Here is a 13,831-nt window from a genome sequence, read left to right on the forward strand (position 1 = left end):
TGGAGGCTCAGATGACGTCGCTGAACGTGGAGTCGGGGTTGCCGTAGCGGTGCGCGGTGATCGTGATGGACTGCTCGTGCACGAACGTGAGCAGCTCGATGCGACCGGCGGACGTGACCTCGCCGGCGTAGACCGCGAGGTCGGGGTCGCCCTCCACGGCGACGGCCAGCACTCGATGCAGCGCGGCCACCGATGCGCGCTGCCCGACGAGCCGCACGCGGTCGGGCCGCGGCGCCGCGTCGGCGAACGGGTCCGCCTCGGTCGCATCGCGCACCCGCATCCGCTCGATCCACTCCTCGTCGGTCTCCATGAACACGACCGCGCCGAGGTCGCCCAGGGCGTGACGAACGGCCGACGGCAGGCCCACCGGGGTCGACAGGGTGAAGCCGGCCCCCGCACGCACCGCGGCGATGACGACCCGCAGCAGCTCCTGCCATCCGGCATCCCCCGTCGCCCGGATCGCGACGGGCACCGGGCGGTAGCGGAACAGGTTGCGCTCGACGCCGAGCCTCGACACGTCGCGCACCCTGCCGAACTCGCGATCCCAGGCGAGGACGTCGGACAGCGCCGCCCGCCGCAGCCACTCGAAGGCCTCGTAGTCGAGCGACGGCTGGGCGGCCTCGATGAGAGCAGTGATCCGGGCGTCGAGACCGCGGAGGTGGAGTGTGCTCGACACGGCGCCCGCCTGCTGAGCACGCCAGGAGCCGAGGCCGATGAGGTAGTTCGGGCCTCCCGCCTTGGCACCGGGTCCGACCGACGAGCGCTTCCAGCCGCCGAAGGGCTGCCGTTGCACGATCGCGCCGGTGATGCCTCGGTTGACGTAGAGGTTGCCCGCCTCGACCCGGTCCAGCCACAGCGCGAGATCGTCGGGGTCCTGCGTGTGCAGCCCGGCGGTGAGGCCGTAGGCGACCGCGTTCTGCAGCTCGATCGCCTTCTCCAGCGTCGGCGCGTGCATGACGCCGAGCACCGGCCCGAAGAACTCCTCCCGGTAGAAGCGCGAGCCCGGCTGCACGCCGACCCGGATGCCGGGGCTCCACAGCCTCCCGGACGGATCTCCGCCGACCAGCCGGGGGCGGATCAGCCATTCCTCGTCGGCCTCCAGTTCGCTCAGCGCCCAGGCCAGCTTGCCCTGCGGCTTCTCGATCACCGGACCGACCTCGGCGAGCGGGTCGGACGGCCAGCCGACGTGCAGCGACCGCGCGGCATCCGCCAGCTGCCGCGCGAACCGCTTCGACCGCCCCACGGGACCGACGAGGATCGCGAGGGATGCCGCCGAGCACTTCTGCCCCGCGTGCCCGAAGGCGCTGCGGACCAGGTCGGATGCCGCCTGATCGAGATCGGCCGATGGGGTGATGATCATCGCGTTCTTGCCGCTCGTCTCGGCGAGCAGCGGCAGGTCCGGGCGCCACGATCGGAACAGGGCGGCGGTCTCCCACGACCCGGTGAGGATGACGCGGTCGACGGCCTCGTGCGCGATGAGCCGCTGACCGAGACCGTCCTCGTCGATGTCGATGAGGGCGAGCGCGTCGCGCGGCACCCCCACCTGCCACAGCACCTCGGCGATGGCGGCGGCGCAGCGGCGGGCCTGCGGCGCCGGCTTGAAGACGACACCGGAGCCCGCGGCGAGCGCGGCGAGCACTCCCCCGGCCGGGATCGCGAGGGGGAAGTTCCACGGGGGCGTGACGACCGTCACGCGAGCGGGCTCGAAGGCGGCGCCGGAGACGGCATCCAGCTCCCTCGCCTTGGCGGCGTAGTAGCGGGCGAAGTCGACCGCCTCGCTCACCTCGACGTCGCCCTCGGCGAAGACCTTGCCGGTCTCGGATGCCGCGATCTCGATGAGCTCGCCCCGACGCCCCTCCAGAGCGGCCGCGGCACGCAGCAGGACCTCGGCGCGTTCCGCCGCCGACCGCGACCCCCAGCGCGAACCGGCCTCCTGCACCCCGGCGATCACGCGATCGAGCTCATCGGGTCCGCTGATACGAGGAGGAACCGCGTGCTCCGCGGAGCCGATGCGGCCGATCACGGTGCGCGCCCAGTCGCGGTTGGCCGGCAGGGAGGGGTCGCTGTCCGCGGTGTTCACGAAGCCGGGGGCTCCGCCGGCATCCGCACCGACCTCCGCGGCGGCCAGCTCCCGGTCGGAGTAGACGGCGGTCTCGAGGAACGCCTCATCGTCCGAGCCCCGGGTGATGCCGAGCACCGCCTTGGTCAGCTCCTCCTCCTCGCGCGGAGCGGCCGGTGCGGGTCGCGCCGACTCGTGCACGGGAGAGAGTCGGTTCTGCGAGCGCCGCGGGCCGGTCCGCAACGTCGGCGACGTCGAACGGCGCAGCGCATCGAGGAAGCGATCCCGTTCGCGGTCGAAGAGCGCCGGGTCCTCGTCGAGGCGGAACGCGGCGGAGAGGAAGTTGTCCGACGACGCGTTCTCCTCGAGACGGCGGACCAGGTAGCTGATCGCGACGTCGAACTCGGCGGGCTTCACGACGGGGACGTACAGCAGCACCGGTCCGACCTCGCGCGACACGGCCTGCACCTGCCCCTGCGCCATGCCGAGCAGCATCTCGAACTCGACGCCGTCGCGCACGCCGCGCTCCCCCGCGAGCAGCCACGCGTGGGCGATGCCGAAGAGGTTGTGCCCGGCGACGCCGATCCGCACAGCGTGGGTGCGGTCGGGGTGCAGCGCCCAGTCCAGGCAGCGCAGGTAGTTCGCGTCGGTGTCGAGCTTGGTGTCGTAGGTCGCGGGCGTCCAGCCGTGCATGGTCGCGTCCACGCGCTCCATGGCGAGATTGGCGCCCTTCACGAGGCGCACCTTGATGGCCGCGCCGCCGTGCAGCACCCTGTCCTGCGCCCAGGCGCTGAGCTCCTGCAGCGCGGGGAGGGCATCGGGCAGATAGGTCTGCAGGACGATCCCCGCCTCCAGACCCTTCAGGCGCGGGTCCTCCAGGATGCGCGTGAACACCGCGATGGTGAGGTCGAGGTCGCGGTACTCCTCCATGTCGAGATTGATGAACGTGCCGTCGGCGGACGCCGTGAGGTAGAGGGGCAGCAGACGCTCGACCACGCTGTCGACGACCTCGTCGAACGCCCACATGGAGATGTGGCTGATGATCGACGACACCTTCACCGACACGTAGTCCACGTCATCACGACGGATCAGCTCGTGGATGCCGTCGAGCCGCCGCTTCGCCTCCGTCTCGCCGAGCACCGCCTCGCCGAGCAGGTTGAGGTTGAGCCGCGCGCCGGTCTCGCGGATGCGCGCGACCGCGGCCCCGAGTTTCGCCGGCCGGGCGTCCACCACGAGATGACCCACCATGTCGCGCAGCATCCGCCGGGCGATCGGCACCACCGGCGACGGGAGGATCGGAGCGACGCCGCCGCCGACGCGCACGGCTCCGCGCAGATACCAGGGCAGGAACTCGGGCACGAGGGGCGCGATCCGGTGCAGTCGGGATGCCGCGGCGCCGAGGCTCTCCGGCCTCATCACGCCGTCGACGAAGCCGAGGGTGAACGGGAGCCCGTTCGCGTCCTGCAGGACGCCGGCGAGGCGCTCGGCCGCGGGATCGACGTCCGCCGCCGCGGCTTCGGACACCCATCGCCGCGCGAGCTCCACCGCCCGCTCGGCGAGCGTGGGGGAATCGGACGACAACGGCTCTGGCATGGCTTCAGCCTAGGCGCGGCAGGGGCGGCAACCGGGTCGGACGGTGGCGCGTTTCCCGGACGGTCCGGCCGCGTCGAGGCGAGAAACCGCGCGGTCTCCGCAAAGGGACCGCGATCGAGCGCCGATGACCGTTCTATGCTGTCTGCGTGGGGGAAGAGAAGGCGTCAGGAGCCGCCGAGGCGCGCGCGAACGCGAGCGCCAGGGCGAAGGTGCTCGGGTGGGCGCGGCGCACCGTCGACCTCATCCCCACCGGATGGCTGATCACGGGCGCCGGCGCCGTGCTGCTCACCACGACCGCCGCGTTCGGAGGGCTCGCGACCGCGCCCGTCGCCCCCGTTCCCGAACTCGCCGTGGGAGACCCGTACACCGGCTCGGGTCTCGAGCTGTCGGTCGTCGGTGTCGAGCTGCGCGAGGACCAGGGCAATACCGCCATCTACCCCGATCCGGAGAGCGGCGAGAAGGTCCTGGTCGTGACGGTCGATGTCACGAACAGGTTCGAGAAGCCGCGCTTGGCCTCGGGCAGCGAGTTCGACGAGGGGTCTGCGGGCGCCATCCGGGTCGGCGAGCTGGAGGACGCCCCGTTCCTCACCTACGCCGACGACGGCGGCACGGCCACGACGCTGCAGCCCGACGTCCCCGTTCGGCTGCTGCTCGCCTGGAGCGTCGGCCCCGATGACTTCCACGACGGCGACGCCGTGACGCTGACGCTGCCGGCGTCGACGCACCGGGTCGGCGACAACGTGCTGCGCGGAACGGACCTCTGGGAGGACCCCCGCGTCGGCGCGACGATGACGGCGACCGTCGAGCAGGTGAGCGCGCCGTGAGGTCGGATGCCGTGAGGTCGAAGATCCTGCCGTGGCTGCTCACCGCGGTGCTGCTGGCCGGCGCCTGGGTGATCGTGAAGGCCACCCTCCCGGTCGACGCCGCTCAGGAGCCGTTCGTGACCACCGCGACGCTCGGCGAGGCGGCATCCGCCCGCAACCTCGTCACCACGGTCACGGATGTGCACGCCGCACGCTCCGTGACCGATGCCACGGGCTGGTCTGCAGACGGCGACTGGCTCGTGATCGACCTCGAGGCCGCGGCGCAGGTGACCCAGGAGGGGGCGTCGCTCCGCACCGCGACGCTGGTCATCGGGGACCGCACGTTCACCGCGACCGAGCGCGGGACGACGTTCCTCAACCAGGCTCTCGTGACCGGGGTGCCGCGCTCGGGGAGCCTCGCCTTCCAGCTCCCCGACGACGCATGGACGGAGCACGCGACGCTCCGGCTCGGGCTGGGGACCCCCGTTCTCGACGGTGTGATCGAGATGGGCATCGACCTCTCCGACCTGCCCTTCGAGCCCGAGGTCTCCTTCGAAGAGAACGGCTGGGCGCGATGACGATCCCCGAACCGCCCCGACCTTCTTCCTCCTCCGCGAACTCCGGGGCTCCCGCACCGTCGAGCATTCCCCCGGTCCCCACGCCATCCGCGGATCCCGCAGGCGATGCGGCTGGCCCCGTATCGGCGGCGTCGCCCTCGTGGTGGCGGCGCAACCGACTGGGTCTCGCCGCGACCGCGGTGCTCCTGCCCGCGACGCTGTTCGCCGTCGGATGGCAGCACTGGCACCTGATCTACGACTTCGGCGCCCGCCCCGTCGACCCGATCATCGTGGCGGAGGATGACAGCGCCGAGCTGGCGGGCGCGTCCTTCGGCCCCGTGCGCAGCGCGGTCATCGAAGATCTCAGCGGTCTGGACGTCCCCGACGGCACGAGGGTCATCGCCGCGGCTGTCCCCGTCGAGCCCGGTCCGGAGGGGGTGTCGTGTCGGCGCCCCACGCTGACGCAGCAGTCGTCGGGGCGGCAGTGGGCGCTGCAGAGATCGGAGATCGGCGTCCCCTACAACGCCGACGAACCCGAGTTCTGCTCGTCTGACGAGCTCGGCGACTACGAGCTCATCGCGCCGTTCGTCCTCCCCGATGACGTGGAGGGCCCGTTCTGGCTGGACGTCTGGCCTCAGGACTCCGGCGGGACGTTCCTGAGGTTCTCGATCGACCCCTGACCCCCGAGGACGTCGCGGTCGGATGCCGACACGACCGCCGCGGCGACGGCATCCGCAGAACTCGGCAGAAGACCCGCCGCATCCGCCACCGCACGGATCTCCGCCTCCTCCGACGTGGTCCCTTCCGACCGGAGATCCTGCTGCCTGCGGCGCAGCCGGCCCAGCGTGGCGTCGTAGGCCCCGCTGATCACCGCGATCCGCAGCGGCTCGACGATCAGCATCGGGATGAGCGTGACCACCGGCAGCGCGATCGACCAGAAATCGAACTCGTGCGGTCCGATCAGACGGGTGACGCCCAGGTCGAGGTAGGAGCCCAGCGCCTTCACCGCCACGAAGAGAAGCGCATAGGAGGCCACGAGCACGGGGCCCGCCCGCCACATCAACAGGAGAGCGCGGCCGATGGGGCGGAACCGGGCGCCGAGCTCATCGCCCAGATCCTTCAGCCGACGCACCAGCGGGTTGGGGATGACCTTCGCGTGCTCGCGGATGCGGGTGATCAGCTCGCTCTCCACGCGCAGCTTCTCCGCGACGATCGCCTGGCCGAACACGACGCCGGCGATGGTCAGCCACGCGAGCGGCGCGAGCAGCACCGGCCCTGCCTCCGAGAGCATCCAGCCGATGCCGTCCCACAGCCAGCGCAGCGGCGCGACCGCGGCGAGGATCTGCTCGCGCGTGTCGTCGAGGAGCACCATCACGGCGCGGCCGTCCACCCACGCGCGGACGGACTCGAAGAGATCGCCGAGCAGGATCACCGAGAAGAAGACCCAGACGACCTCGAAGTACACCGCGACCGGCGAGAGCCACGCGGCGAGCCGGTCCGACCACTTCGACCAGGCCCAGCGGCCGGCGAAGGCGAGCACGATGATCGAGACGGTCCACACGTTGAACGGGAGGTTCTGCACGGAGTCTTCGCTGCTCAGCGGCCCGTCGCCGTTCGCCGCAGCTATCCAATGGAGGTCCGTGCGCACCTGCAGCGCGCGAGCCGAGTAGTCGATCACGTCGTCCCGCAGCAGCTTCTGCGCCCAGTACACCGCGAAGAAGGGGAGGATGCCGGCGAGCAGCGCCGAGAGGAACGTGCGCCGCCGCTCGGCCGGGGACTCCGGCAGAGGAGCGACCTCCTGCAGATTGCGCAGGCCGTCGCGCAGCACGAGGAACATGGCGACGTAGCTGATGAGCTTCGCGAGGATCGCGACGGGCAGCACGAGGAACCCGACGGTCGCCGTGTAGGCGCCGATGATGCCGGCGAACTGCAGGATGACGTAATGCACGAGGATGCCGCCGAGGTACCACGCGAGCATCGCCGGCCAGTGCCGCCACAGCACCCGGCCGGCGGTCGTCAGAATGTCCCCCACGTCCCCAAAATAGCGCGTCGCACCGACACCGGGCGAGGTCGCGTCGCTGCATCCCCCTCCGGGGCCGAGTGACCCGTTCTCAGGTCCAGAGGCTCGGCGCGCTCTTGCGCACCGGCGGGAGAGCGGATGCCGCGGCCCAGTCGTGCACCCACTCGTCGATCTCCGGCACGCCCTCGGGCTTGCCGACCGCGGCGAACAGCTCCTCGTTGCTGACCGTGCCGCCGGAGCGACGCAGCATCCGGGCCCTCACGATCGCCCTCGCGTAGATCTCGCCGTCGACGACGGCGCGGTGCTCCATGAACACGGCCTTGTCGTCGTGGCCGATGAAGCGCGACTGCACCTCGAACCGCTGCCACAGCTGCAGCGACTTGCGGAAGGTGATCGTCTCGCTCGACACGACGGCGTACCAGCCGCGCTCCTTCATGGCGTCGAAGAGGCCGGTGCGGATCAGCTGGTCCCAGCGTCCGAGGTCGAACAGCGACAGGTAACGGCCGTTGTTCATGTGGCGGAGGATGTCGATGTCGGTCGGCAGCGTCGTCAGACGGATGGTGCCGACGGCGGACGGTTCGAGGGCCTTGCCCTGCCGCACGCGGCGGCGGGCGCCGAGGATCACGAGGAGGGTGCGCCAGATCACGTTCACGATGTCCGATCGTAGCCATTCGCGAACGATCCGCGAACATCGTTGTACGGATCCTCCATCGGCGTCGGATGCCCTGTTGACGACATCCACTCGATTTCCGGTTCGCCGACGCCGCGCGTAGAGTCGCGGCATGAGCGCCGAAGCCCAGCCCCAGATCTCCGTTCGTCCGGTCCGCGACGTGGATGCGGAAGCCCTAGGCCGCGTGCACGCGCAGTGCTGGCACGAGACCTACGACCACCTGATCAGCAAGGCCGCCCTCGAGAAGGTGTCGCCCCGCCGCATGGCCGAGCTGTGGACGCACTGGGCCTCGCAGGGGCCGGAGTTCAAGATGAACGCGGCCCTCGTCGATGGCGAGATCGTCGGCTTCGTCGGTTCGGGTCCCGCCCGCGACAAGGATGCTCCGGCGTTCCGCGAGCTCTACTTCATCTACCTGCTCGACGCGTACCACGGCACCGGCATCGGTCAGAAGCTGTTCGACGCCGCCGTCGAGAAGGACGAGCCGCTGTACCTCTGGGTCGCCGAGGACAACCCCCGCGCGCACCGCTTCTACACCCGCAACGGCTTCACCCTCGACGGCGCCAGCCACACCGAGCCGTTCCTCGGCGAGACGCTGACCGAGGTCCGCTTCACGCGCTGAGCCCTCCCGCTTCGCCCGAGCCGCTTCGCCCGAGCTGAGCCGCTCGAGCTGAGCCGCTCCGGCTGAACCGCCCCCTCGGGCTGAGCCGCTCGTTTCGGCTCCAGAACTCCGGAGAAGAGGTCGCCATCCACGGATGGCGGCCTCTTCTGCATCCGCACGCGGCAGATCTCCGGGATTCTGGAGCACGGCCGAGCAGCACCGCGTTCACAACTCCGCACAGATCGGCCCACGAGCCGCCCACACGGCCGGATCTGCGCCGGATCTGCGGCGGATCACCCGGTTTATGAGGAGTTGTGAACGTAGAACCCTCGCCTCAGGGTTCGGCGGCACGGGGACCGCACGAGTCAGGGGGCGGCGCGGAGCCCGCGCGACCCAGCGGGCGATGCGGAGCCCGCGCGACTCAGCGGCCGGAGACGGTCCCGAAGAGCTTGGCGATCGGGGCGATCACCAGCGGGCGGGCGGCGGCCCAGCCGGCGGCGATCACGGCGACGGCCGCGACGAACACCCAGAAACCCGTCCACGTGACCGCGTCAGAAGACGCGAACATGTGGTTGAGGTTCGCGAGGAAGCCGGTGAGGAACACCAGTGCGACGTGCGCGATGATGAACAGCACGAAGTACAGCATCACCGGGAAGTGCACGGCGCGGGCCCACTCGATCGGGTAGGCCTTCGACAGCCGCTCCGCCTTCTTCGGCCACAGCCCCGACATCCGGAACCCGGTGACCGCGGCCAGCGGCGCCGCGAGGAAAACGGTGACGAAGTAGGCCAGCTGCTGCAGGCTGTTGTAGTTGTTCCAGCCGTTCTCGTGCGGCCAGTTGAACGAGACGTACTGCAGAGCCGCCGACAGCGCGTTCGGGAAGACCTCCCAGCTCGTCGGCACGATCCGCGCCCAGTGCCCGGTGACGAACAGCAGGACGACGAAGATCACGCCGTTGACGAGCCACAGGATGTCGAGTGCCTGGTGGAACCAGATCGTCAGGCTGACCTTGCCCTTCGGGTTGTTCTTGGGCGTCCAGAACGCGGTCGGCCGCTTCTCGCGCCGGATGGTGAGCCCCGATCGGATGATCAGCACCATCAGGAACATGTTGAAGAAGTGCTGCCATCCGATCCATGGCGCGAAGCCCGGCTCCACGTGCACCGCGGGCGCATACTCCCCGGGGAAGGCCGCGAGGAAGTCCTGCAGCGGATCCAGGCTCAACAGCGTCCGGACGAGGGCGACGGCGGCACCGGCCAGCACTCCGAGACCGGCGGCGGCCATGAGCGCGGCGATCCCCTGCGTCCACGTCGGACGACGGCGGTCGGATGCCGGTGCGGCAGGGAGATGCCGGGGCGCACTGCCGTTCCACACCGTGCGCGCGCCCCGCAGGGGGACGCTGAGGTCGGCGCCAGGCACGACGGCGGATGCCGCGAACGGAGCGACAGCGGATGCCGCGGAGACGGTGCCCCCGTCGCCGAGGGCGGATGCCGCAGAGACGGATGCCGCCGCAGATGCGGAGTCGACGCCCAGACCGCCGGGGGCAGACGGCGCGGCGGTCGCCCGGTCATCGGGCGAGGATGGCGCCCCGGCCTGAGTCGTCGCTCCGACCGGCGACACGGCTGCCGGCACGAGTCCCGCCGGCGGCCAGGGCTCGCCACCCGCGGTTCTCGGAAGTCCTCGGCGCATGACGCCGTCGGCAGTCGCGCCCTCGCTCTGCGCGGACGGCCCCGTCGATGCGCGCGCTCCGTCGGGCGCCGACTCGGACGACTGCGCCCGCTCCGGTGCTGCGACCGCGCTCGGGACGGTGGTCGGCGCGACGGACGAGACGGACGACGGCGCGACAGACGAGGAGTCCATCGGCGCGACGGTTGAGGCGGTAGACGAAGTGTTCGGCGCGACATCCGCCGGGGGCCACGGCTCACCGCCCGGCACACGCGGGAGTCCGCGACGGATGCGAACCGCAGCGGCGGAGGCAGCAGCGGCGACAGAGGCAGCGGCGGCCGAATTGGCAGCGCGCGCCTCGTCTCGTTCTACGCGCTCGACCGACGCAACAGCAGAAACACCGGAACCGACAGCCGCATCTCCCGAAGCGGCCGCCGCGTCTCCCGATGCGCCCGCGGCGGCGCCCGAAACACTCGCCTGCGCCGCAGCTCCGGACTCCGCACCCGGATCCGTCGCAGCATCCGCCATCGCCTCCGCATCGGCGCCGTCGCTCACACCCGCGGGAGGCCAGGGCTCTCCGCCCGGTACCCGCGGGAGTCCGCGTCGCAGCGTGGCCATGCCTACTTCTTCCGCGCCTCGAGAGCGGCGATGACCTGCGGCACGATGGTGAACAGGTCGCCCACGATGCCGAAGTCGGCGACGTCGAAGATGGGAGCCTCGGCGTCCTTGTTGATCGCGACGATCGTCTTCGAGGTCTGCATGCCCGCGCGGTGCTGGATGGCGCCGGAGATGCCGAGCGCGACGTAGAGCTGCGGCGACACCGAGACGCCGGTCTGGCCGACCTGGTGCGACTGCGGGATGTACCCCGCATCGACGGCGGCCCTGGATGCGCCCACGGCTGCACCGAGCGCATCGGCGAGCTCTTCGACGAGCACGAACTTCTCCTTCGACGCGAGCCCGCGTCCGCCCGACACGACGCGTGCGGCGCCGCGGAGTTCCGGGCGCGAGGACGCCTGCTCGACGGCGTCGATCGTCCCGGCGGTCGCGGCGACTCCGCTCACCGGGAATGCTCCGGTGGCCCCCGTGAACACGGCGTCGTCGATGCGCTCCGCGCGTGCGTCGATCGCGCCCTGCCGCACGGTGATGACAGGAGTCCCGAAGGTCGGGGCGGAGTCGGTCAGGTAGGCGCCGCCGTAGACGGAGTGGTGTGCGACGATGCCCTCGTCGTCACGGGAGACGCCGACCGCGTCGACTGAGAGCGCGAGCTTCGCACGCACGGCGAAACGGCCGGCGACATCGCGGCCGGCGATCGAGTTCGAGATGAGCACGGCATCCGGCCGCACCCGCTCGTATGCCCGCTGGAGCGCGTCGACGATCGGCACGGTGAGCAGCGCGGCGTCGCCCTCCTCGGAGATGATCTCCGCCGCGCCGGCCTGGGCGGCCTGCTCCGCGGCATCCGCAGAGCCGCCGACGATCAGCGCGACCGGCCTGCCGATGGTCGATGCCGCGCCGATCAGCGCAGCGGTGCTGGACGCGACGTCTCCTGCGGGGTCGACGTCCACGAGGACGAGGATCGGGTTCTCGGACGAGCTCATCTCACACCAGCCTGTTCTGCACGAGGTACTCCACCAGCTTGTCGGCGGCGTCTCCCTCATCGACGATCTTCACGCCCGCTGCGCGCGGGGGCTTCTCCGCGACCGTCGTCATGATGGTCCGCGGCGCGAGGGACGGGTCGGCGGAGACGCCGAGGTCTGCGAGGGAGAGCACCTCGAGCGGCTTCTTCTTCGCCGCCATGATGCCCTTGAAGTTCGGGAAGCGCGCATCCGGCAGTGCTTCCGTGATCGAGATCACCGCCGGCAGGCTCGCCGACACCGGCTGGGATCCCGCGTCGGCCGCCCGCGTGCCCGCGATGGCATCCGCGCTGATCTCCACCGAGGAGAGCGCGGTCGCCTGCGCCCAGCCCAGGTGCTCCGCGAGCATCGCCGGGATCACACCGCCCGAGCCGTCGGTCGAGAGGTTGCCGGTGATGACGAGGTCGGGCTCTCCGCGACGGATCGCGGCGGCCAGCACCTCGGCGGTCAAGGTGAGGTCGGCGCCGGCGAGCTGCTCGTCGGCGACGTGCACGGCGGATGCGGCACCGATCGCGAGCGCGCGACGGACGGATGCCGTGGACCCCTCGGGCGCCATCGAGAGGGCGACCACCTCGGTGCCCTCGTTCTTGTCGGCGTAGCTCAGTGCGACCTCGAGCGCGCGCTCCGTGATCTCATCGAGCACCACGTCTCCGGCGGCGCGGTCGGCCAGACCCGTCTCGAGATTCAGCTTGCGATCGCCATAGGTGTCCGGCACCTCTTTGACCAGGACGAAGATCTTCATCGATTGCTCCTCACGACTGGCTCGATTCTAGTCCCTTGAAACTGAGTGCCAACTTTTCTGCAACTGAGACTCAGAGCATCCGATGGCCTACCGTAGAACCTGTGACCCCGTCCCGCCCGTTGCCCGTGGATCCGCTCGCCGAGGCGAAGCGGCAGTGGCTCGCGCACGGGTGGTCGGATGCCGCAGACGGGATGACCGTCGTCACCTCGGTGATGCGTGCGCAGCAGTTGCTGCTCGCCCGCGTCGACGCCGCGCTCAAGCCCTTCTCGCTGTCCTTCGCGCGCTACGAGGTGCTGCGGCTGCTCGCGTTCAGCCGCGCAGGGCGTCTGCCGCTGTCGAGCGTGGTGGCCCGTCTCCAGGTGCACGCGACGACGATCACGAGCACGTCCGAGCGTCTGGTCCGCGACGGTCTCGTGATCCGCGAGCCGCATCCGCACGACGGCAGGGCCGCGCTCCTCGCGCTCACGCCGGCCGGGCGCGACCTCGTCGATCGCGCGACCACTGCCCTGAACGCCGACGTGTTCGCGAACCCCGGCCTCAGCGCCGACGACGCCGCGGAGCTCGTCGCGATCGTCGCGCGCATGCGCAAGGCCGCGGGCGACTTCACCGACCCGCGCCCCCAGCCCGAACCGCTCTGACATGGCGGCGTTCGTGCTCGAACGGGTGATCGCGGCGCCGCCGTCTGCCGTGTTCGCGGCCTCCCTCGACCCCGGCCTGCACGTGCGCTCGATGGCGCGATACGGGGAGACGATGGTCGAGGCGCCCGCGGGCGGAGCCTTCACCGAGGGATCGACGGTCACCTGGCGGGCGCGGCACTTCGGCATCCCTTTCCGGCTGCGATCCGTCGTGTTCGACATCGACCCTCCGCATGGCTTCAGCGACCGACAGCTGTCGGGGCCCTTCAGGGACTTCCTCCACGAGCATGTGTTCGAGCCGGAGTGACGGCCGCCCGGGGCACGGGGCGCGGTGCACCCGATGCCGAGGTCCGGACGACCCCGCACCGGGGCTGCCTCGGCGTGACCGCGCGCACCGCCCGGGCGTACGCTGTCGGGATGACCGAACTGCACCTGCACACCGTCCTCGCGGGGTCCGGGCCCGCGGCTGCCATCGTGCTCACCGATGAGCAGGTCGCCGCCTTCGGCGCGGGCAAGGCTTTCCCCGTCGCCGTCACGATCGGCGGGCGGACCGCCCGTCTGCGTCTCTCCCGCATGGGCGGGAAGAACATGATCGGCTTCAGCAAGGCCACGCGCGCCGAGCTCGGCGTCGAGATCGACCAGGAGGTCGACGCCGTCATCGCCGTGGACACCGCCGAGCGCACGGTCGAAGAGCCTCCCGAGCTCACGGCCGCCCTCGACGCGGAGCCCGCCCTGCGCGCCGCCTTCGAGAAGCTCCCCTACACGCACCGCAAGGAGCATGCCCGCTCCGTCGCCGAGGCGAAGCAGGAGGCCACGCGCGACCGCCGCATCGCCAAGGTCGTCGAGGCGATGCGCGGCTGAGA

General features: G+C 71.0%; 13 protein-coding genes. 7 read left to right on the plus strand and 6 right to left on the minus strand.

The window, feature by feature from the left end:
• Nucleotides 1-7 precede the first annotated feature (7 nt).
• A complete protein-coding gene (locus tag ACFY5A_RS02695) occupies nucleotides 8-3,652 on the minus strand; it encodes a proline dehydrogenase family protein (RefSeq protein ID WP_387231633.1) in 3,645 nt (1,214 codons plus the stop codon).
• 146 nt (nucleotides 3,653-3,798) lie between these two features.
• Between ACFY5A_RS02695 and ACFY5A_RS02700 the strand changes: the two genes are divergently transcribed.
• From ACFY5A_RS02700 to ACFY5A_RS02710, 3 genes are read left to right on the plus strand one after another with little or no spacing between them, the layout of a single operon-like run.
• The gene (locus tag ACFY5A_RS02700) at nucleotides 3,799-4,476 is read left to right on the plus strand and encodes a hypothetical protein (protein ID WP_223585810.1); all 678 of its coding nucleotides are present in this window, start codon (nucleotides 3,799-3,801) and stop codon (nucleotides 4,474-4,476) included.
• 11 nt (nucleotides 4,477-4,487) lie between these two features.
• Nucleotides 4,488-5,033 (plus strand): hypothetical protein, encoded by a 546-nt coding sequence (locus ACFY5A_RS02705; protein ID WP_387231636.1) that lies wholly within the window; start codon nucleotides 4,488-4,490, stop codon nucleotides 5,031-5,033.
• Nucleotides 5,030-5,692: a hypothetical protein gene (locus ACFY5A_RS02710; RefSeq protein WP_387231638.1), complete on the plus strand. Its 663-nt coding sequence runs from the start codon at nucleotides 5,030-5,032 to the stop codon at nucleotides 5,690-5,692. Before ACFY5A_RS02705 ends, ACFY5A_RS02710 begins: the two co-directional genes overlap by 4 nt.
• Here ACFY5A_RS02710 and ACFY5A_RS02715 read toward each other — a convergent pair.
• Together ACFY5A_RS02715 and ACFY5A_RS02720 are read right to left on the minus strand one after the other, a co-directional pair.
• The gene (locus tag ACFY5A_RS02715) at nucleotides 5,647-7,044 is read right to left on the minus strand and encodes a hypothetical protein (RefSeq protein ID WP_387231640.1); all 1,398 of its coding nucleotides are present in this window, start codon (nucleotides 7,042-7,044) and stop codon (nucleotides 5,647-5,649) included. The genes ACFY5A_RS02710 and ACFY5A_RS02715 overlap by 46 nt on opposite strands.
• A 79-nt stretch (nucleotides 7,045-7,123) precedes the next feature.
• Nucleotides 7,124-7,684 carry an acyl-CoA thioesterase gene (locus ACFY5A_RS02720; RefSeq protein ID WP_105675096.1) on the minus strand — a complete coding sequence of 187 codons (561 nt, stop codon included), beginning with the start codon at nucleotides 7,682-7,684 and terminating at the stop codon, nucleotides 7,124-7,126.
• Between the two features lie 130 nt (nucleotides 7,685-7,814).
• Between ACFY5A_RS02720 and ACFY5A_RS02725 the strand changes: the two genes are divergently transcribed.
• Nucleotides 7,815-8,321: a GNAT family N-acetyltransferase gene (locus tag ACFY5A_RS02725; RefSeq protein WP_341941198.1), complete on the plus strand. Its 507-nt coding sequence runs from the start codon at nucleotides 7,815-7,817 to the stop codon at nucleotides 8,319-8,321.
• A gap of 400 nt (nucleotides 8,322-8,721) precedes the next feature.
• Here the strand turns inward: ACFY5A_RS02725 and ACFY5A_RS02730 are convergent, their stop codons facing one another.
• The 3 genes from ACFY5A_RS02730 to ACFY5A_RS02740 all read right to left on the minus strand — a co-directional run bounded on the left by ACFY5A_RS02730 (nucleotide 8,722) and on the right by ACFY5A_RS02740 (nucleotide 12,333).
• Nucleotides 8,722-10,155 (minus strand): cytochrome b/b6 domain-containing protein, encoded by a 1,434-nt coding sequence (locus tag ACFY5A_RS02730; protein ID WP_341941197.1) that lies wholly within the window; start codon nucleotides 10,153-10,155, stop codon nucleotides 8,722-8,724.
• Nucleotides 10,156-10,580: 425 nt separating this feature from the next.
• Entirely contained in the window at nucleotides 10,581-11,555 is a 975-nt protein-coding gene (locus ACFY5A_RS02735; RefSeq protein ID WP_105675092.1) for an electron transfer flavoprotein subunit alpha/FixB family protein, read from the minus strand.
• 1 nt (nucleotide 11,556) lies between these two features.
• A complete protein-coding gene (locus tag ACFY5A_RS02740) occupies nucleotides 11,557-12,333 on the minus strand; it encodes an electron transfer flavoprotein subunit beta/FixA family protein (protein WP_387231643.1) in 777 nt (258 codons plus the stop codon).
• 101 nt (nucleotides 12,334-12,434) lie between these two features.
• Here ACFY5A_RS02740 and ACFY5A_RS02745 point away from each other — a divergent pair, with 101 nt between their 5' ends.
• The 3 genes from ACFY5A_RS02745 (at nucleotide 12,435) to ACFY5A_RS02755 (ending at nucleotide 13,829) form a co-directional block, all read left to right on the plus strand.
• A complete protein-coding gene (locus ACFY5A_RS02745; RefSeq protein ID WP_105675088.1) occupies nucleotides 12,435-12,971 on the plus strand; it encodes a MarR family winged helix-turn-helix transcriptional regulator in 537 nt (178 codons plus the stop codon).
• Between the two features lies 1 nt (nucleotide 12,972).
• Nucleotides 12,973-13,275, plus strand: a complete 303-nt coding sequence (locus ACFY5A_RS02750) for a hypothetical protein (RefSeq protein ID WP_387231645.1) — start codon at nucleotides 12,973-12,975, stop codon at nucleotides 13,273-13,275.
• A gap of 110 nt (nucleotides 13,276-13,385) precedes the next feature.
• A complete protein-coding gene (locus ACFY5A_RS02755) occupies nucleotides 13,386-13,829 on the plus strand; it encodes a YdeI/OmpD-associated family protein (RefSeq protein WP_105675209.1) in 444 nt (147 codons plus the stop codon).
• Nucleotides 13,830-13,831 lie beyond the last annotated feature (2 nt).

The organism is Microbacterium sp. NPDC012755 (assembly GCF_042901325.1).
GTDB classification, from domain to species: domain Bacteria; phylum Actinomycetota; class Actinomycetes; order Actinomycetales; family Microbacteriaceae; genus Microbacterium; species Microbacterium natoriense.